This window comes from Bacillus cereus group sp. N31 (assembly GCF_016483245.1).
In the GTDB taxonomy this organism is placed as follows: domain Bacteria; phylum Bacillota; class Bacilli; order Bacillales; family Bacillaceae_G; genus Bacillus_A; species Bacillus_A toyonensis.
Genome location: NZ_JAEHCH010000046.1, coordinates 1 through 19428 on the forward strand (window position 1 = coordinate 1; position 19428 = coordinate 19428).

A 19428-nucleotide genomic window follows, 5' to 3' on the forward strand; every position below is an offset into this window, starting at 1 on the left:
GTGCCGGGCTTCCTCCACTTGGTACTGATCTTGGCGTTTCTACTGGTGCCGGGCTACTTCCACTTGATACTGGTCTTACTGTTTCCATTGGTCCCGGGCTTCCTCCACTTGGTACTGATCTTGATGCTTCTACTGGTGCCGGACTTCCTCCACTTGGCACTGGTCTTGGCGTTTCTACTGGTGCCGCGCTACTTCCACTTGATACTGGTCTTGCTGTTTCCATTGGTCCCGGGCTACTTCCGCTTGGTACTGGTCTTGCTGTTTCCATTGGTGTCAAGCTACTTCCGCTTGGTACTAGTCCTGCCGTTTGACTTCCTTCACTTGCTCCCTGTCTTACTGTTCCTGGTGTTTGACCTCCTTCACTTGCTCCTTGCCTTACTGTTCCTGGTGTTTGACCTCCTTCACTTGCTCCTTGTCTTACGCCTCCTGGTGTTTGACTTCCTTCACTTGCTCCATTTGATTTTCCAGCTTCTTTCATTTCATCTTGAAGACTTGTTGTTCCCGATTCTTGCCCATTCGCTATCCCTGGGCTTTCGTTTCCCCCTTTTTTCATGTCTTCTTGAATAGATGGCGTACCACCATTCTTTTTATCTTTTTCCTTATTTAAGTTACCTTTATCTTTTTCCTTATTTGCTACATCATTTCCACTTGCTTTCTTCTCACCAGCTTTTTTCATTTGATCTTGCAATGAATCTTTATTTTCAGATTCATTTCCATTTTTCAAGCCACTTATGAGACCAGCCATTCCACCTGTTGCCATCGCTGCCGCACTTGCGGTTTTAGCCGCTGCAACACCAGTTCCTTGCGCTGCACCTTTCGCTCCTTTTCCAATCATATTTCCTAGACCCTTCATTGGTTTTGAACTTGCAAGACCAGCGATTCCTTTACCAAGTGCGTAACCACCTACTAACATGCCCCAACTACTCTTTAAACCAATATCTATTCCAAATAGTCTTTCTACGACTGCCGGGCCATCTAGAACTGCCATACTAAATGCGGCTAATGCAATCAGATACGGTACACCATTTAATTTGTCATGGAGAAACGCTGTTCCCATTATATATAGCTTCAAAGATAGGAATATCATAATCGTTGCTATAAATATGTTGAGGATATTAGATAATACAGCTTTTAACTTTTGACCATTCGCAACATCCGCTGGTGCTAATATGTTGGCTAACAAATAGTTAAATGCTAATTCATAACATAATCTAGCTAATTTAATACTTACCAATAACAAAGTTAATCCTGTTATCAGTAAAGTAAAGAATATGTTCCAAAAATTCCAATGCCAGCGATAATACTTTTCTGGAAAGAAATCAAACCATCCATCTTTTAGTTCAGCTAAAGATGCAACTCCTAATGCATCCATCACCCTTTTATTCTGTAGGATTTTTTGACCACCATCTGATAAATCCTTGTCTTTCGTAAATTTGAAATCGGAATCAATTTTTTCTGTAATATCTATTTGTCTAATATTTTTTTCAGGAATATTATTTTTCGGATTCAAATCTTCTTTCTTTTTCCATCCATTTTGATCTATTACTGCAACATCTGTTATGTTCTTCTTAATAATTTCATCACTTAAGGAACCTTTTTGTTCTGATTTTACAACTGCTATGGCATCATCGGTGAACTTATCAACCTTTGTCATACCAGTACTTAATAAACAAAGTACACTCAGTGTTACAAAAATATTGATGATAATTTGAGAACGGTTCATTTGTTTGTTCATAATGAACATGTAGCCAATATATAAAAACGATATGGCTAAAAGAACGACAAACAATGGATATAGCATATCAACAAAATTTTGTATTTCTGGTGAATTAAAAAATCCTTTAATCCCCAGTATGGCATCTGTCACACCTTCTAAAGCATCTACAACTAAAGATAATCCTACAATTAGAAACCATCCTAGCCAACGCAATACATAATTCACAATGTCTCCTACTTGAAGATAATCCGAGAACGTTTCTAAGACCTTTAAAATCTCTTCATCTTTCACTATTTATCCTCCTCTCATGCTTATTACTGTCCTAATACTTCTTTTGCTGTCCAATTCACTCTCTCATTCAGTCTGTCAATACGAATAATCAATTTCCCCTTTTGTTCCCGATCTACTGAAAGGAAAAGAACCGCATCTTCTAAACCAAGAATGACCTCATTTTCTTCTGTTACAAATGGCGAGTAACTATCTAAAATCAATTGCATTTTATCCGTTATTGTCGGTACACACATTCCCTCTTCCTCCTTTATGTTTGGAATCAAAAAAGCACTCAATTATTTGAGTGCTTTCTAACTTGTTACTTTTTCTTTTTCTTCTAAATCACGCAAGATTCGATTAATCTTATTTTCGACTGCTTGATAAACACTTTTGTCAATGTGGTCATTGTGAGCTAACATTTGAAATTCACTGTAAAACTCGCCCATTTCTTGATTTTCAACTTCATTTATTGATTTGCCTAACTGCGCTAAAAAGAACTTATCAACCAGTTTTAAAACCGCTAAATCAGATTCAAAAAATTCGTTAACCGTTTTTTCTTTCCAATTTTCAATGGAGAGGGAATCAAACGGGCTATTTTCCTGTTGAAACGCCTCTTCGGGAATCTCTTCATCAATTCCCATCATGGTTGGTTCTTCTATTGGCTGCGGTGTCTCTACTGGTGGTAAATCTTCCTGTTCCGGCTCTGATGGTTTTTCCTTTCTTTCTCCTAAAAAATCTACAATGAGTGAATTTGGATTTACGTCATCATGTAGGGAATCAATATCTATATCTAAAATAGATTTATCTGTATCGAATTCTACGCCTAAGTACTCCCATCTGTATTTTAAGGCTGTTTCTCCCGTATTATAAATTGGGCGAGGTCTGATCCGTTTTCTGTTATTATCCTGACGTTTTATAACACGAATAACGGCACTTTCTCCTTCTTTAAAATTCATAAGTTCATTTGATGTTAACAATGGGCGTTGATCTAGACCTTCCGTTTTATTTTTATCAGTAGAAAGACCTTTTCCACTTCGGGAAGGTAGGTTAATTGTCTGATTCCCAAGCTTTTTTGACACTTTTCCTGCTGTTTCTTGATCGTTTGTTAAAATGTAGATTGTATTCCCACAGTTGCCATCAATGGTACCTGCATCATCTCCATACTTATTTTTCAATTGTGTATAGTCCTGGATAACAAGGTTAAAACGAACATTTCTACCAAGACAAACCGTAATAATATTCGCCATTCCTTCAATACTCGGCATGTTGCCAAATTCATCAAGTAAAAAAACTACTTCTCGATGACACTTGTTACCTCTCGCAATTGATGCACCCTTAGCTAATATGAAGTAGAGCTGTCTTACGAAAATAGAAGCAATCACATGATTTGAAGTATCATAATCAGGTGTAATCATAAAAATAGCAATTGGTTTATCGAAATAATCCACTTTTATTACTTGTATATCTTCATTTTCTTCTACTACTTTAAATTCTGTATGACCCGTCTTTTCATCTATTTTCGTAATGAAAATAGATACTTTCTTTTTCTTATTGTCCTTTTCATTACATTGAATGGTATCCCCAACTTTTATTGCTTTCTTGAAATCTAATGCAAAACGTCCTTTAATATCTGCTTTAATTGACTCCTTTGAGCCATCTGGAAATACAATTTCTACTCGTTTTCTAGGTGCCACTTTTCCTTTTATTGTTTTTCCAAAACCGACACGTTTTAAATCCACACTATTTTTTGCTGTCATTTTAGCGATTTCATCAAATGTAAAAATAGAAAGTCCGTTCATGGTTTGGGTAAAAATCCCGCCTCGTGTCGTTCCTTTCGAGAAGTTTGAGGTTGCATATTGCATTTTTGCAACACTATTGGCTGGTAATCCTTCAAAGTAAAAATCCAATGCATTTTGTGGATCTGCTTTCGGATCTACGATTATCTCTTTTGAACCAAGTTCTGATAACATATTTGCAACTGTATACATTGTGATTTTTTCTTCTGTACCTTCCGCAATGCATTTATCTGTAACGGCTAATATCATGGCGTTACACAAGCTCATAGCGCACTGTTGCCAAAAAGGATCTTTTACAGTTGGGTTGTAATATAAAGTGTGAGAAAGTGTTTTACATAACGCTTGGGCTGTTGAATAATCTCCCTCTTTATAGGCATCTTTGACTAGCTGCAATAAGTTATAACTCATAGAATCAAGTGGGGTTGATAAATTCAAAACTTCAATGTGATACCCTCGTTCTTCCAGCGTTTCTTTCGATGCGCTGAACAATTCCCCCTTTGGATCGTTAAAAATTAAAGATGGTTTATGTTCCGCTCTAGAATAGACATCAATTGTAGGAAATACAAAGGTTTCCCCTTTACCAGAGCGTGTTGTACCAATGATTAAATTGTTTACCGGACTATCATCAATAAATACCTTGTCACCTAATCGTGAAATAACAACACCACCGCCACCTTTAAATGATTCCTCTCGATCCGGTACAGCTCGATACTGCTTTTTCAGCTCTTCAACTGTTGTAAAACGACTAGATCCTTTCTGATGATTATTTAAGTTTTTAAAGGAAGATTTCAATTTGTACACTGTTCTCGCTATAGTTCCAATCACTACAAGGAAAACAAGCATGTAGTAAATTGGATGTTCTGCAATTGGCATCTGAAAAAAAAATCCTACCTCCATATGGAATGGTTTAGGATGTAATAAATCACTAAATGTTGTTTCTATCAGCTCTAAAGATAAGTTGAGTAAAAAATTAGCGATCAAAAACATTCCAACAAACAAAAAAGCACTCAATGGAATGAGTACTTCTTTTTCAGCCAATTTATATTTGATTGATATCTTTTCACTATACATATCAAAGTATCACCTCTGTTCAATCTAGCTTCAAATTAAAAAGGTACTCTTTTTATGAGTACCTTTTTGGCAATATCAGTTGTTTTCTCTTTATTTACTTGCTACCATCTTTTCATTTTGTTTCAGCACTGGCTTTTCTTGATTTGTTGGTTTTTCCGGTTCTGTTGGCTTCTCTGGATTTGTTGGTTTTTCCGGTTCTGTTGGATTTTCTGGATCTGTTGGTTTTTCTTGTTCTGTTGGTTTTTCTGGTTCTGTTGGTTTCTCTGGATCTGTCGGTTTCTCTGGATCTGTCGGTTTCTCTGGATCTGTTGGCTTTTCTGGATCTGTTGATTTAAAAGGTTCTGTTGTTTTTTAATTTTCTGTAGTAATATAATGTTCTGTAGGTTTATAAGAATCTGTATGATTATCCGGTTCTGTCGGTTTCTCTGGATTTGTTGGTTTTTCCGGCTCTATAGGCGGCTTTGGTTTTTCTGTCCCTTTATTTTCCGTATTACCATTCTCACCCTCCGTTATAATTGTTGGGGTTACAATTGCATCTGGTCTCTTCTCTGGTGGAAGAATATCTCCTATACTCGCTACCGAAGAATCAATATTTTGATCACCGAATGCAAAGTGATCTCCATTCACGGTGACTTGTGGCTTATTATCCGTAATAGCTGCAATCACATTATCCTTTGCTGTATCCTGAATTGATTTATCTTTCGTTTCTTTATCAAAGAGTGCTAGAACACGGGAAGTCGTTTCATCCCCATTTTGAAGATTACTTACAATAGATTTCTCTTTAAAATTAATTTTCGATTTATCCAGTTCTTCGAGAACATAAGCAACTTCATTATCCTTACTTTGAATTGCATTTTCTGTAATTGCTTCGAAATCTTGTTTGTTCAGATCTTCTTTCTTTTCATCCGGCTTATTCTTATCTACTTTTTTTGTAATAGCTGATTTACTTTTTGATGATTCCTTACTTCCAAACCAACTGCAACCTGTCGTACTTAATATCAATGAACCACCAAGAAAAACAATCCCCATTTTTTTATACAGATTCTCATAATTTAAAGGCATGTTATTCTCTCCCCCTTAGATGTTCTGCAGATCTTTATCAATTTTTTCAATCTTAGCTTTCTTTTCTTCTTCATTTACCGTAGATTGTTGAATATCTCGTTTTTCTAATTCTTTGACCTCTTTCATTACATTTTTATTTCCTTGCGTTTTGGCAAAAGAATAACAATCTTCATATTTTTTTAGATTTACAAAAGCTTCAACAATGAGTTTTTCACGTCTACCGTCCATATTGACTTTCCCTTTAAGCTTAATTACCTCCTCATATTTCTTATTAAGTGCTGCTTTTTCAAAGTCGATTACATCATTTTTGACATCAATTTCATTGATTTTATTCATATTGTCTATTCCGATAAAATAAGCAACCACACTTTCTGCAAATTTCGGCTCATATTGTAATGCCTTATTCGCCTTTCCATTTAATAAATAAGTAAATAGAACTGCCTTCTGGCTATCTTTATCTAATTCTGTGTAATTGACCTTATCGAAGTATTTAACGGCTTCTCCATACTGTTGAATGGCTGCCTGTTGTAATCCTTTTACAACATATTGTTCAGAGCCAGCATTTGCACTCGAAACTGGTTCGGAAGAGAATAACTTAAAGGCAGATATGGCTCCAGCTCCAATTAACACCATACTTCCTATGACACTCGCAATAATCTTGAATCCTTTTCTATTTTCCTTTCCAGGCTTTATTTGTGTTTTTATTTCATCCGATGGACTATAAGAGGGTTCTTCCTTCCTTTCTGGTGATTCTTCTCGATATTCATATTCTTCATGAAAAGGAGAATCATTGATTTCTCTTTCTAATGTTTCTAACAGTTCCTTCTTTTGTTCCTCTTGTTCCGGATCTAATTGCATCACATTCATTTTTTTAGAAATGTGATCAAAAATATGATCTGCATATCTCGAACCAAGTGATAACGTACCGTTATAAATTTCATTGGAATGTCCATCTAACAAATCAAAATCAATATGTTCTTGCCGCCCTGCCTCTCTATAAACTCGTTCTAATCGCTTCGTTAAGATATAAGCTTCATGAAACGAATATTGCTTACCCGACTCAATTTCTGTTCCATTGCTACTCTTAAAAATGACAAACATGGCTTCTCCTTTCTTCCATTTGATTTATATTTACTTTCATTTCGATTAATCTCAAAATGCATAGTACAAAAAAGAACCTAATACAAGGAAGACAGCAAATAAAAACGCTAATGGTAAAAGGTCTCTTAACAACCTGCCTAAAAAATCAAAAGCTCGCTCAGTTGACACCATACACATGAAAATAAAATAACAAACAGTAAATGCTAACATAGCTATCAGTGCCACGATCATGTAGAATCCTACTGGATTACTATAAAACTCTTTAAAGGACTGTACGATAAATCCCATAATCCAGCCTCCTTTTTGTATCAAATTCAAATTGTATTAAATACACTCAAATATACAACTTTCCAAATCAAACTTTATTTAAAATCTTTATATGATGAATAAAATATACCTTTCTTCGCAAGCGAAAAGTTTATAGCTATTGGTGGATTGAGTTTTTCAGTCCATTTGTATCCTTGACTAATGTAAAACGCTAATTCATCTTTATTTAAATATTTTCGTTTTCCTTCGATCGCATAAAGTTTACCTTCTGGATATCCAAATTTTCGATATTCCCATAAGATAGTAAGATCATGAAAATTGAATGTATTAAATTGAATGGCGATAACGCTTGTTTCTAAACTCCCCTCTTCATATTTTTGGAGACGAAAAGGGAATCCATTCTGACCGAATGTTGGGCTAACTACAATTTTATCGCCATTCATTTTCTCCATCCAATTCAAATATAAATCTTTAGGCACTTCAAACTCTTCACATGTTTTTTTGATAAATGTAAAATAGTGATCCTTATCAAAATTAATAATTAAAGACATCAAAACCCCTCTCTTTTTCTATAAAATTCAAATTCTAATAAAAAAAGGCAACAAAAAAAGCCATACCCTTTGCATAGCCTCCTCATTGCCTTAATTATATTTTTTCACTATTTCATCCAGAAAAACGGGAATAAGATTTGACCAAATTTCACATTGCTATTTACACTCTCTGCTAAGTATTGGCATCCCATTACGATAACAAGTCCGGCTGCCCCACCAATAAACCACCAAATACATTTATGTCTTCCTCGTTCACCGCCCCAAATTAATAGATAAGCGCCCCAGCAAAATACAATTGCTGTACTCACCATTGCTCCTCTTTGCATCCATGTAATAAATGAGTTCCCCGTATTAATTAGACCATCCATCGCATCACCTAACACTAACATTTGAGCTATTGTTTCCAACATATACATTCACTCCCTTTTCATTTTTAGATGCTTATACGTTACTAAGCTGACTTGACTCATTCGCCTTGCTGTCTTCCTTTACTTCTGTTGATGTTGCTTTATAAGCTTGTAAAGCTTTCATTACTAAATCTTGATTTTCTTCAATGTATTTCTGATGATGTAAATGAAGCCAATGGTTATAATCCTGACCATTGGCTCTTAATAGGTTTGCTACCATATCTTTTTCTTTTTTTAATTCCCTCTGTGTAATTGCCACTATATCACCACCTTTCAATGATTATGTGATTACTTCTGATATTGCTCTTTGCAATTTTGAACAAAATAGGTAACATCTTTTTCAAGTTCCGAAAGTTTATCAATTGTAAATTTAATCTCTTTTTTCACCTTACCTTTTTCATAATATGCAAGAGTATCCCTTCTTTGCGATAATCCCCAATCATGGGGGTTACTTGTACTTGGAATATCGTCACGATTTTCATCTAAACCTTTTACTTCAATCTTTTCTTTTTCAGCTATTTTTTTTACAAGGAAGATCCACTCTTCACTATGTCTCATGTTAGATGTTAGCATAACAAAACCTGTGCCATCTTCACTCATGAACTTCTTCATTTCTAACGGACTAAGTCCCATTACTTCCCCTTTTCCCGAACTAAAGACAAATGTTGAACCAATACCAATTGCAATTAACAGTCCAACAACAGCGGAAATGATCCACCCTTTACGACTCATGCATGTTCCTCCCTATGTCATATTTTAATAAGCGATTTTGAAGTGTGATGAGACACTTTTAAACTTCAACATCTGTCTTTATTTTATAACATTTAAAGGAAAGTGGGATAGAAAATGGAAATATCATTTATGGCTGGAATGACGAACCCTGTATTGGCATGCGTATAGAAACTAACCCCGACCTAGCTTCTATAGGCCCAATACTGCACTACGTATTTTGGCATGAACGTAGAACCTTATGTATCTACTGTTTGTATGGTTCATCGCTTCTTCAGAATGTCAAAATGGGATATTCCTCACGATCACTAGCGCAAACAGATTTTTGATACAATGTATTTTCCATTGGTCACAGATGAGTTTTACGTTCTTACTCACCCAACGATAATCGTATACCTAACCCCTCTAGTGACCTTTTGAGGGGAGGCACGCATATATATTGTATATTTCACCTTTCTACATCATTACTGAAAGGAAGAGATACACAATATATATCTAAATTGTCAAAGAACAACTTACTTTGTGCTATGTTCTCAGCACACTTCAAAATCGCTTTTTTTATTTACACTTTTGTTTGACAGCTACTAATTCCGCATGTTTATTTTTCCGTTTAGCAATTAAGTTTTGATGTTCATCTCTAACCGAGCGTACTTGATAATAAATTTGAGCCACCTTTTCGATGCTTCCTGTGCTATTTTCAATTGCGATGGTGCCTTTCAGTTCATATGTTTTTCCATCAAAAGTTTTAACACTATGAGCTTGTGATGCCGCAATATCATAAAATGTGAGTCTTTTTTCTTTTCCCATATGAATGCCTCCTATTTTTGATAGAGAAGGGAGAAAAAAACGTCTCCCTCGTCTAGTTTTCTAGCCATCTAGATAGGATGAAATAGTGAACGAGTGCTTCATATCATGCTAGGATTGTTGTGTTATACGAGGTTATGATGCGTTGTGCTGCCTCTTTTCCGTATATGTACTGTAATGCGGATTGAGATTCAACTACGATTGAATGCTGAATGTGGTATGTTGCGCTTTCTTTTAAAAACTGCTCCATATGAGGGATCGGGTACAAATCATATTGATGAAATACCAGGTGAATCGGTCTTATATTCTTGCATTCTGTTAGATATTGAAGAAAATTTGATAATGCTTCTCCTCTCTCTTGATACGTACTTGTTTCCGTTTCGATACTGATATACACAACCGATTTTTGCTTTACATCCATTTCAAGCGTTTCATAACCAGTTAGTAAATCATGTTTGATGGTGTGATATCCTTGTTTTCGTTTTTCGTGATGGGTATCTTCATAAAAGATGCCTTTCGGATCAAAAATGAAAATAAAATCATCAGTTGTTTCTTTCACACCTTCTATGACTGATTTATACGCCCCAAAACGAGCTTTTATCACGCCTGCGACCTTTTCCCTTTCATTCAGCTCTTTCAACACTCTAATCAACTTTGTATACTTCTTAGCTACACCTAACATACGTTGCACTCCTTCCTATTTCATTTTCCACTAATAACTAGTACTGAAACCCAAGATACTCTCTCTGTTTCTCTAATTTTTCATATTGTTCTTGCTGCTCATCTAAAATTCGTAAAATTGTACTGATTGTGCCTTGCCTTGTTTCTTTTGCTGATAAGGCTAATACGCTAAACATTTGATAGGCCGGATGATCTTTCTTCAATAACTCACTTAATTCCAAAAGATAGGGATCTTTTTCTTTTGCTTGTTGTACAAATTCCCTAACCTTTTCTAAATCTAAATAATAGAAATCTCCATGTCGTTGATTTAAGTACAAAATAATTCCTGCTAGTAAGTTCGTAGCGGATTCTATCCAGAAATCATACCGTTCTTTCAGCTTGATTACAGTTTGAGCGATTGAAATACCTTGTATAAGTTCTTTAGAAAGCCAAGCATTCTTGCACCGCATCACGGCTTCCCCAAGTTTCCCTAAATTTTTTATTTTACCGACGTAGATTTCTGACATCTCATCTCCCTCTCGGTTTCTTATATCTTGCTCTCTATCCAAAAAATAACTGTCCAAATGGGGATGACGAGTAAACATGCATTCCGACATCCAATAACGAGGCCTAACGGATTTTCAGCTACATCACTAAAATGAGGTTCATATTCTTTTATATCACGATTGAGCTTTCGTACGGATTCTAACTGCAAATACGGCTCCAATTAAGCCAAGTACAACACATTCAAGACTGATCCATTTTAAGTAAGGATTTTCGGCTTTTCCGCCTGTTGTTGGAAGATAAATTTCAATTTTCTTTGGTGTTTGTTGTGGTTGCTTCATGTGTGGAGTAAAGAGTTGTTCGGTTACTTTTGGTTGTGGTATTCCTAGTTTTTGTGGTTAAAATTTGACCAGCTTCTTTAATTTCACAAGAATGGGTTTCTGCTAAATTAATATTCATTTAATACGATTTTTTACATGTACGTTGAAATACTATAAATCAGAAATTTCAGATTTAAAAACTTAAAAAATAACAATAAAATTGTACCTTTTCTACAAGGTTCATTTACAATATAACTGTATAAGTATTTTGGGGGAAAATAGTTTATTTCAACTTTGCCCGAAAGTAAGTTGCAAAAAAAAGTTTCTCAATTGGTTCTTCAAAAAAAGCCGCAATACTTTTTGCTCTGCTAAAAATCAAACCTTTTCTGCCTGATTCTACATCGTATAAAGTGCTTGCAGGAATTTTTGAACCTTTTGAAACTTCTATAATTGTATAACCCTTTGACTCACGAATTTCTCGTAGAACTGTCAAATATCTCACCACCTTATTTATAGTTTATTCGTCTTTAAGCCTAAAATCAACACTATTTAAGTTATATTTTATAAAAAATAACACAGAAAATGTTAGAAGGAGCTGGAAATCATGTTTGGACAAAGATTAAGAGAATTAAGAAATAAAAAAAACATAAGCGCTACTGCTCTTGGAAAAGCATTAGGGATTGCACAAACAACAATTTCCAATTGGGAAAATTCAGGGGCAGAGCCAAATTATGAAATGCTAGTAAAAATCTCACGCTTTTTTGGTGTTTCAGTTGACTATTTAGTTGGAAATGACAATGATTCTAATAAAAATGAAATAAGTAGATTGGCAAAAGAATTATATGAAGACCTTAATTCAATCTCCCAAGATGAACGTCTAGAGATAGAAAAAGGATTATTAGAATACATAGAATTCCTTGGGTACAAAGTTAAAAAAAATAAAAAATAAATTCCCTCTTTTTTTAATTTGCTCTCTTTCTTAGGATAGGCTTTGAACTTTTATTTTTTTGTATATACGTTTTTAATTTACTATGTAGTCCAACATAATCACTTGTTTGTGACAACACTGATACCAAGAAATTATAATCAACTTGTTTACATATATTTTTCTTTTTCATTAAATTGGCACTCTCCTATAAGATAGATTTTATTTTATAAATTCCTATTTTTTTGCATTAGTGGAACGAAACATTACAAATTATTAAAAAATGTTCCACTCCTTAAATAACAAATGACACTACAATGTTTTGTAGTGTCATCTTTTAACAAGCCTATCACCCAGCGCCGCCACCAGGATCTACCATCATATATTGAATAACTTTAGCAATACTCCCTTGCAGTGGGAGCATTGTTAATGCTGTTATTGTAATTAGCAAATAAGTTTTCTTTGTCCAATTTTTCACTTGTACCACCCCTACTTCAATTTTAGTACATTTTTAGGAAGTTCTGCATAGAACAAGTCGTTATTTCTCTCAAATGCTAATAATGCATCCCTCATTAAAATCATATCTTCTCTTGCAAGAGCCTGAATGAATACTTGTAACGGTGTCACGAAACCATTTTCCCTTTTGATTTCTTCAATAAGATTATCTGCTTGTTGATTCATCCCTTTTTTGACATACAAATATGCAAGTTCTGCCGGGTTTTTTGGTTTCATATCATCTAGATCCTTTTCAAAATGTATGTTAAGAAAATCTAGAGTAGTTTGTATCATTTGTTTTTTCTTGAACATCTTTTTGTTATTTGGGGCTACCATAAGTTGCAATCCTTTATCCAAGTAGTACTTGGATAATTCATAATCGCTTAATATATATGTCTCACCCATGATACAATATGCTGTTGCTTTGGGTATTAAGGCGACTCTACCTTGTTTAGCTATCATTTTATTACATAATTCCCTTGCCTTTTCTAGCTCGTTATTCCTATGAAAACTTGTCGCAAGCAATTCCATGGTACGTAATTCATAAGAAGAACGTAAAAATGGATTTTTCATTTTTTTAATTTGTGATAATAAATCATTTGTATATTCACTTACTAAATTATAATTTCGATGATCAAAAAAAGCGTAAATTAGTGAAAAATCCATTGGGATTCTGCTAATATCATCTGTACTCTTTCTCTGTTCCATTTTCTTTTTCACTGTTTTTAAAAAAGTTTGTGTATTCATGTTCCCAGCATTTCGTAAATGAAGTAATTCATAAGCATTTGCAAATTTACGATTCAGTTTATTGTTAGATTCTTTTTCCTTATCAATTAAATATTGTAATAAATCTAGTTCTCCACACATGTCCAAATATTCAAAAGCAATTCTTAAATTCACTTTACGTTTTGCTTCTTCACAATATTTCAGTACTTCCGTTTTTCTAAAATTATAATCATGTGGATATAACATATTCAATATTTCAGTAAAAATATAAAAGTCAAACTCTCTTTTCTTAGTAAATGAATCATTTATTTTAGAATGGCTAGTATCAAATATTGCTGCAAGCTGCCTATTGGTAATACCTTTATCATTTAAGTCTTTATGAATTCTATCTAATATCATGGTATACTCTCACATCCCCTTGAAATGCTAATGTATAGGAAGATTTACACATATAGAATATTCTGTAAATATATCTTAACAGAAATCGGTGAAACTTTCGTTCCATTATAAATTTTTCTATATTTCTATATAATTAACTTAATTTTCAGTCAATTAATTGCGCTATTGTTCTAACTTTTAACCTATTCTTAGTTGATATCCCCAAAAAATCTGTGTAAAATAGTTACAAATGCATTATAAACTACTTATATTAAATTCATATAAAAAAAATAAAACCCCACCGCACGGTTTTTAATTAGTCTAGGTCGGCAAACTTCGAACTAATTAAAAACTCCTCTGGATAGGGTTTTAGATTCACACTACAAATGTATGTGTTTTTCTTTAGTATCATACTTGATATTAAAATTATACCATAAGGTGCATACATTGTGAATATAAAACCCCTGTTTTCCTATTTATTTGTGGTGGGAAATTTAGGAGGGTTTTTCTGTGTTATTGCACAACTTTTTACTTAGTCGAGCGAAAGCCGAACTAAGTCCTCACATCAGTCACCTATCAAAGAAAACCGGGGCTATTAATCATTCAATAAAAAAAGTTACTACTTACATTGACAATATTGTCCTAGAATATGAGGGTGTTACCACTAAAGATTATCTTACCAAAAGAAAATATGAAGCTTTAGAGACTGTTTTATCTTATTTAGTACAAGAAGGCTATAGTCAAGTTAGGCAAGAACACATTAGCAAAAAATCAGGCATTTCAAAACCAGTCATTAACTACGTGTTAACATGGCTGCAAGATCTGGGTGTATGCCAACAAATTAAAGTGCGAAGACATGGTAAAATCGCCCCTTCAATTTACATATTAACCATACATAACAACTATTTAAAAATCATTGAATATTTTAAGATAAAATGGGCTTTAGCAATTGATGTGTGCTCTACTTTCACTAAATTTCTACGTGAAAAACTCTTTAAGAAAAATTTTGTAGCCAATCCTGAAAATCTAAAGAATGATATACAAGTCTCGTCTAATTCTTTAGATGTTTTCGACATAAATAAACAAGAAAAATCAGATAAGGATTGTGAATTAAAAGAAAAGCATAACAGATTACAAGATTTAGATGACTATCTAAGTGAGGATCAGAGAAAAGCTTATTACTACATTTTAAGCCAAGAACTAAATCATCTTAGTGAAAAAGATGCATATACAATTGCTTTAAGGATGCCACATTATATCGACCGCTATGCTAGATGGGATTTTGAAGAATGTGTGCAATGGTTCCAATACAATGAAGCTCAAAATAGCAATCCTGCACATTTTATAAAAATGTTTGGGCAAAAATCTAAACAAAACTGGGAACGAAGAAATCAAAACGCACTAGAAAAGAAATCACTGCATGGTTTAAATAAAAAAAGAGAATTTGTTTTCTATAATTTTTTAAAAGAGAGTAATTAAATTTAAAAAATCATACTAGTCTGTAGCCTTGCTTAAAAAAATCAACCATAGCAAGGCTATTTGTCATATCCTCTTATAAACAGTCATAAACTTGCTATTTTTTGACACAAGAAACTTCAAAATACAAATCATCTTATAGGATTTGTATTTTGAAGTTCCAGGCAATCTACGTATACAGTTAACCATAATATATTTATAGTTAACTCTTCTTTAACTATCAAATTAAACTTGAAATTTACTAAGAGAAAATGCTGAATAGCTTGCTAGAGTAAGTTTAAAAGCATCATTATTTATTCTAATGTTATTAATGGTTTTACTTTTTAAAACAAGATTTATTTAATATAGCATTCTGGAATTCTTTCTCTTTTGTCTAATTTTAGGGAATCCGATTCAACTTGCAAAATATATAAATGATTATGTAGATGCCTGTAATCAGCTTCCCTAAAATCTGATAAAATTCTATTCATTTCAAATGGAATCTATATGCCTCCCCCTTCCTCCCCCACTTCTAAAGAATATCACTAGCTATTGAATGCACTTTAAAAAGATCGACCATACTAAAAAACGTAAACTATTAAATATAACCTAGTAGCATTATTTTTTTTAGGATTAAATACCTCTAATACTTTGTAGATTATGTAAAAATTTAAAACACCTCATAAGTCATTTTGAGGAACAAAAATTTCATTAGAAGTATCCCTATTTCAAATTGAGTATTATTATTTACTAGTAAAACGCTATTTAAACGCATAGCGTTCAATACATCCCTATTAACTTTCCTTATATTTAGAATTAAAAGAATATTAACTAGATACTAATTCTATTAATGAAAACTTTGATTCTTGCACATATATCTAGTAAAATTCTTATATTGGAAACAAACTTTTAATAATAAAATTTCAAGTAATTCTTTAGTTATTGTATTGTCTACTAAATATCTTTTTACTTCCAAAGGTGAACGTTATCAAAACGGATAACCTTTATAATTTAATTAACATTAATACTAGATACATAGACTAATCTAGCACACAAGTAACTGCACTGAAAACATTTTAAAGGTAGTAAAGCTTCTTACTGAGTGGCCCAATAAAGATTTTTATTATTAGAGGAATGATCCTTCTAGTAAAGAAAGAATATCTAACACACAAATAATGGAGGTGTGAAGTTTGGAATATGGATATTTTGCACAAGAAGTAGCAAAGCAACTGGATATAAACACTAATACACTTCGTAGATGGTCAATTGAACTAGAAAAAATGGAATACATATTTGAAAGAAATGAACGTAACCAACGAATTTATTATGAAAATGATATAGATATTTTAAAACAAATGAAGGAATACCTAAATCAAAACTGGAAATTAGAAGAGGCCGCTACACGAAGCATGGAAACAATCGAAGAAAACGCCACGAAAACGGATGGTGTTCAGGAAGAAAACGAAACTGAAGTAACACTTCAGAAACGTTCACAAACAGATATTTCAATAATTCAAGATAAGTTTTCCTATATGTTTAACCAGCAAGAAAAAATTGTACAACAAAACCAAGATATTATTAATTTATTATTACAAGAACGCTCAGAAAAGGAAGAAAAAGATTCACAAATCCAGTTACTACAGGAAAAACTGGATAAAGCCATTCAATTGTTAAATGAAGATCGCCAAGAACAACAAGATAACAGTAAACAAACGTTCATTCAACGTTTGTTCAATCGAAAATAATTGGGCGATTTTCTTTTAAACACATTTCCCAAATAAAAAAAAGCGGTAATTACCGCTTTTTTTTATTCTTCAAATCACCTTCACAAGGCTAAACATACATCATTAAAAAGAATTCCTCTTATGTCTGTCTTTAATACCTATTTAATTTCAAAAGTAAAACGTATATTTACTAATATACATCTAACTAATACTCATTAAAAGTTCATACATATCGCCTAAGTATAATAAAGAGAAAATCACTTAATTTCAATTATAATATTATTAGTTGAAAAAGCCAAAAAACCCTGTCTTTTTCTCAACCTTTTCTTAATTACTTTTCTTAATTCAAACATATCAAAGTCATCTCAATCCTTTTAATATCAAGGGATTAACGCACCATAAACGCATAGCGTTCACGATGAATTTTAGTTTTTATATACTTCAATTCTATATAGTTATTCCTCAACTCAAATTTAATTTTGTATAAAATTTAGAGTATTACTTTCAATTTTATTGCGTTGAAGGTACTTCCACCATTTCAACATTTAGAAGTATTTATATATTTCTTTGGCCTTACCTATGAATCCCAAAAATCCTCGGTATTAATTAATATCAATGTATAGATCGTTATTTTCAAAATTCCATCAGTTTTTCGGCAAGCTCGGTTAGACACTGTAACGCCCTAACTTCTTGATATTTTTATATTATAGAACTTAAGTAAGAATGCCCTAACCCCATAAAATAATGGGTTTAACGGATCATGAACGCTATGCGTTCATGATCATTGGAACGTTAATTTACCACTTCACAAGCGTTCATTATGTATTCATTTTAATCTTGTTGTAATGAAATTATATATTGAATACTTAAATTACGTTTCTTTATTACAAATATAGAATGCTAGCTTATTTTAAATGAAACTACAAATTTAAAATAACGCGTCCCTAAATTTCACAAACAAAGCTTTCTTGATCCTCAACTTCCAGCTTTACCAGCAAATCTTTTATCATTATCTCTAAGCAATCTTAGTACAAGTCGCATCCCTCTACCTCATAAACGTTGATATGAAAGGGATAGTCGCTACAAAAACGGATGGCGTTTGCGTATTCTTAAACACTAAAATAACACTTTGATAACGTTTACGCCTTAGGCGGTTTAGTTACATTCTCTAAAACATCACATCCTCTTGGAAGTATTGAACTTTCAGATCCAACTAACTACTTTATTTACTAAAAAATGAATTCTAACTTAAATAATTGGGTTGGTTCATATACAAATTACTCGCTCTAATTAATGCTTTTATTATTACTTTTGAACACTATAACTTAAGCGGACTATCAGTTATTACACTAAATCTAGAGGGTCATGCCGAATGTTATTATGTAAACTGTGAACTCACATTATATAAATGGATCAGAGAAAGCATAACATCCTAAATTAATATATTTAATGGCTTACATGTTCTTCTAACATATTGAGAGATTATAGGAATGAGGGACTAATATCAGTTAATAAGATAGAAGAATGTTGGCATATGTACGCGAGAGAAAATGAGTTAAACATAAGTGTTCCAGATGTATGGGTGTTTAGAGATGGTTCCAAGGAAATGAGAGATGCATTAAGAAGTTTAGTTGTTAAGGGAATCCAAACAGGAACATACGCTGCACATTGTGTTTACGGGCTTGAAGGAGAAGAAATTCAAAAGTTTGGTCAGTACGCTATTGTATTGACTGGAGACAATACTCGATTAGCAATTATTAAATATACAGAGATTGATTTTTAAAAAATGAATAAAGTAACAAGTGATTTTTCCAAATCTGAGGGTACAGGTGATTTGAGCTATAATTATTGGTATAGTGAGCGTGTCGAATTTTCCACTTAGGAATTAAGCCTGTATGGACTTACTTTTGCTCCAAACTTATTGCTAATTTGTCAAACGTTTAGGGTAATGGATGTTTATAGAGATAGAGTATAAATTGAAATCCAAACATGCTTTATTCTAGCTATATATATACAAGAAACAGGCTGTAAAAATCCGATTTTATAGCCTGTTTTTAAACAACTATTTTATTTTTAAAACAACTTTGTTATTCGTTAAAAAAAACCTTACAAACGTTGTTATTAAAGGGATGAACGCCATAATAACGTATAGCGTTTATGTATTATTAAACACCAAATTAACACTTCGATAACGTTTGTCTGTTAGCGGATTTTATACGTCCTCGAAAACTTCAAATTCTCTTAAGAAGATTATAATTTAAACTATTAATTCTAACTTTAATTCCTAAGAATATCTTAAAGGAATTCATTCAACTCATATAGAAAACTTCTCCAAGGTTTATATAAATGCCTTACAAAAGATACAATTAACTAAAAAAACAATTAATCTAGCAAACGAACTGAACTTAGTTCTAATAAATATAAAATAAATACTGTCTCTTATACACATCTCCGAGCCCACGAGAC

The 19428-nt window shown here is 33.0% G+C and carries 19 protein-coding genes and 2 pseudogenes; 4 read left to right on the forward strand and 17 right to left on the reverse strand.

Annotated features, from left to right (window positions below; translation table 11 throughout):
* The 15 genes and pseudogenes from JDS81_RS30640 to JDS81_RS28875 all read right to left on the reverse strand — a co-directional run.
* On the reverse strand, positions 1-2008 hold a 2008-nt coding region (locus tag JDS81_RS30640; protein WP_199688665.1), incomplete at its 3' end, for a pLS20_p028 family conjugation system transmembrane protein.
* A 23-nt stretch (positions 2009-2031) separates the two neighbouring features.
* Positions 2032-2241, reverse strand: coding sequence for a hypothetical protein (locus tag JDS81_RS28805; protein WP_000338017.1), 210 nt, complete (start codon positions 2239-2241; stop codon positions 2032-2034).
* Positions 2242-2298: 57 nt separating this feature from the next.
* A complete protein-coding gene (locus tag JDS81_RS28810) occupies positions 2299-4854 on the reverse strand; it encodes a VirD4-like conjugal transfer protein, CD1115 family (protein WP_098145836.1) in 2556 nt (851 codons plus the stop codon).
* 351 nt (positions 4855-5205) lie between these two features.
* Positions 5206-5916 carry a hemagglutinin gene (locus JDS81_RS28820; RefSeq protein WP_242481417.1) on the reverse strand — a complete coding sequence of 237 codons (711 nt, stop codon included), beginning with the start codon at positions 5914-5916 and terminating at the stop codon, positions 5206-5208.
* Positions 5917-5931: 15 nt separating this feature from the next.
* Positions 5932-7017: a hypothetical protein gene (locus JDS81_RS28825; RefSeq protein WP_199688666.1), complete on the reverse strand. Its 1086-nt coding sequence runs from the start codon at positions 7015-7017 to the stop codon at positions 5932-5934.
* Between the two features lie 51 nt (positions 7018-7068).
* Complete coding sequence (locus JDS81_RS28830; RefSeq protein ID WP_097953419.1) at positions 7069-7305, reverse strand: hypothetical protein; 237 nt, start codon at positions 7303-7305, stop codon at positions 7069-7071.
* A gap of 74 nt (positions 7306-7379) precedes the next feature.
* Positions 7380-7835, reverse strand: a complete 456-nt coding sequence (locus tag JDS81_RS28835; protein ID WP_098145331.1) for a hypothetical protein — start codon at positions 7833-7835, stop codon at positions 7380-7382.
* A 107-nt stretch (positions 7836-7942) separates the two neighbouring features.
* Positions 7943-8251, reverse strand: a complete 309-nt coding sequence (locus JDS81_RS28840; RefSeq protein WP_033666312.1) for a hypothetical protein — start codon at positions 8249-8251, stop codon at positions 7943-7945.
* 25 nt (positions 8252-8276) lie between these two features.
* On the reverse strand, positions 8277-8501 hold the full coding sequence (locus JDS81_RS28845; RefSeq protein ID WP_001018798.1) for a hypothetical protein: 225 nt from the start codon (positions 8499-8501) through the stop codon (positions 8277-8279).
* A gap of 29 nt (positions 8502-8530) precedes the next feature.
* On the reverse strand, positions 8531-8974 hold the full coding sequence (locus JDS81_RS28850) for a hypothetical protein (RefSeq protein ID WP_097953417.1): 444 nt from the start codon (positions 8972-8974) through the stop codon (positions 8531-8533).
* 555 nt (positions 8975-9529) lie between these two features.
* Positions 9530-9778 (reverse strand): hypothetical protein, encoded by a 249-nt coding sequence (locus JDS81_RS28855; RefSeq protein WP_000514061.1) that lies wholly within the window; start codon positions 9776-9778, stop codon positions 9530-9532.
* A 103-nt stretch (positions 9779-9881) separates the two neighbouring features.
* Positions 9882-10457: a DEAD/DEAH box helicase family protein gene (locus JDS81_RS28860; RefSeq protein WP_098145330.1), complete on the reverse strand. Its 576-nt coding sequence runs from the start codon at positions 10455-10457 to the stop codon at positions 9882-9884.
* 37 nt (positions 10458-10494) lie between these two features.
* Complete coding sequence (locus JDS81_RS28865; RefSeq protein ID WP_001290356.1) at positions 10495-10962, reverse strand: type IV secretory system conjugative DNA transfer family protein; 468 nt, start codon at positions 10960-10962, stop codon at positions 10495-10497.
* Positions 10963-11115: 153 nt separating this feature from the next.
* Positions 11116-11337: pseudogene (locus JDS81_RS28870) on the reverse strand (SpaA isopeptide-forming pilin-related protein); the annotation flags it as partial.
* 205 nt (positions 11338-11542) lie between these two features.
* Positions 11543-11752 carry a helix-turn-helix domain-containing protein gene (locus JDS81_RS28875; protein ID WP_098145328.1) on the reverse strand — a complete coding sequence of 70 codons (210 nt, stop codon included), beginning with the start codon at positions 11750-11752 and terminating at the stop codon, positions 11543-11545.
* A 111-nt stretch (positions 11753-11863) separates the two neighbouring features.
* On the opposite strand from JDS81_RS28875, the gene JDS81_RS28880 reads away from it, so the two are divergent.
* Positions 11864-12208, forward strand: coding sequence for a helix-turn-helix domain-containing protein (locus JDS81_RS28880; protein WP_000467906.1), 345 nt, complete (start codon positions 11864-11866; stop codon positions 12206-12208).
* A gap of 325 nt (positions 12209-12533) precedes the next feature.
* On the opposite strand, the gene JDS81_RS30805 is transcribed toward JDS81_RS28880, so the two are convergent.
* Positions 12534-12662, reverse strand: coding sequence for a hypothetical protein (locus JDS81_RS30805; RefSeq protein ID WP_255259349.1), 129 nt, complete (start codon positions 12660-12662; stop codon positions 12534-12536).
* An 11-nt stretch (positions 12663-12673) separates the two neighbouring features.
* Positions 12674-13804, reverse strand: a complete 1131-nt coding sequence (locus tag JDS81_RS28885) for an AimR family lysis-lysogeny pheromone receptor (RefSeq protein WP_098145327.1) — start codon at positions 13802-13804, stop codon at positions 12674-12676.
* Between the two features lie 489 nt (positions 13805-14293).
* Here JDS81_RS28885 and JDS81_RS28890 point away from each other — a divergent pair, with 489 nt between their 5' ends.
* The 3 genes and pseudogenes from JDS81_RS28890 (at position 14294) to JDS81_RS28900 (ending at position 18937) form a co-directional block, all read left to right on the forward strand.
* Complete coding sequence (locus tag JDS81_RS28890; protein ID WP_098145326.1) at positions 14294-15262, forward strand: Replicase RepFR55; 969 nt, start codon at positions 14294-14296, stop codon at positions 15260-15262.
* A 1166-nt stretch (positions 15263-16428) separates the two neighbouring features.
* Entirely contained in the window at positions 16429-16983 is a 555-nt protein-coding gene (locus JDS81_RS28895; RefSeq protein WP_199688667.1) for a MerR family transcriptional regulator, read from the forward strand.
* 1480 nt (positions 16984-18463) lie between these two features.
* Positions 18464-18937, forward strand: a pseudogene (locus tag JDS81_RS28900) (ASCH domain-containing protein).
* Positions 18938-19428 lie beyond the last annotated feature (491 nt).

Coding starts and splice junctions, on each gene's coding strand:
- JDS81_RS28805 (WP_000338017.1), bottom strand. CDS start 2,241: ATGTGTGTACCGACAATAACGGATAAAATGCAATTGATTTTAGATAGT.
- JDS81_RS28810 (WP_098145836.1), bottom strand. CDS start 4,854: ATGTATAGTGAAAAGATATCAATCAAATATAAATTGGCTGAAAAAGAA.
- JDS81_RS28820 (WP_242481417.1), bottom strand. CDS start 5,916: ATGCCTTTAAATTATGAGAATCTGTATAAAAAAATGGGGATTGTTTTT.
- JDS81_RS28825 (WP_199688666.1), bottom strand. CDS start 7,017: ATGTTTGTCATTTTTAAGAGTAGCAATGGAACAGAAATTGAGTCGGGT.
- JDS81_RS28830 (WP_097953419.1), bottom strand. CDS start 7,305: ATGGGATTTATCGTACAGTCCTTTAAAGAGTTTTATAGTAATCCAGTA.
- JDS81_RS28835 (WP_098145331.1), bottom strand. CDS start 7,835: ATGTCTTTAATTATTAATTTTGATAAGGATCACTATTTTACATTTATC.
- JDS81_RS28840 (WP_033666312.1), bottom strand. CDS start 8,251: ATGTATATGTTGGAAACAATAGCTCAAATGTTAGTGTTAGGTGATGCG.
- JDS81_RS28850 (WP_097953417.1), bottom strand. CDS start 8,974: ATGAGTCGTAAAGGGTGGATCATTTCCGCTGTTGTTGGACTGTTAATT.
- JDS81_RS28855 (WP_000514061.1), bottom strand. CDS start 9,778: ATGGGAAAAGAAAAAAGACTCACATTTTATGATATTGCGGCATCACAA.
- JDS81_RS28860 (WP_098145330.1), bottom strand. CDS start 10,457: ATGTTAGGTGTAGCTAAGAAGTATACAAAGTTGATTAGAGTGTTGAAA.
- JDS81_RS28865 (WP_001290356.1), bottom strand. CDS start 10,962: ATGTCAGAAATCTACGTCGGTAAAATAAAAAATTTAGGGAAACTTGGG.
- JDS81_RS28880 (WP_000467906.1), top strand. CDS start 11,864: ATGTTTGGACAAAGATTAAGAGAATTAAGAAATAAAAAAAACATAAGC.
- JDS81_RS28885 (WP_098145327.1), bottom strand. CDS start 13,804: ATGATATTAGATAGAATTCATAAAGACTTAAATGATAAAGGTATTACC.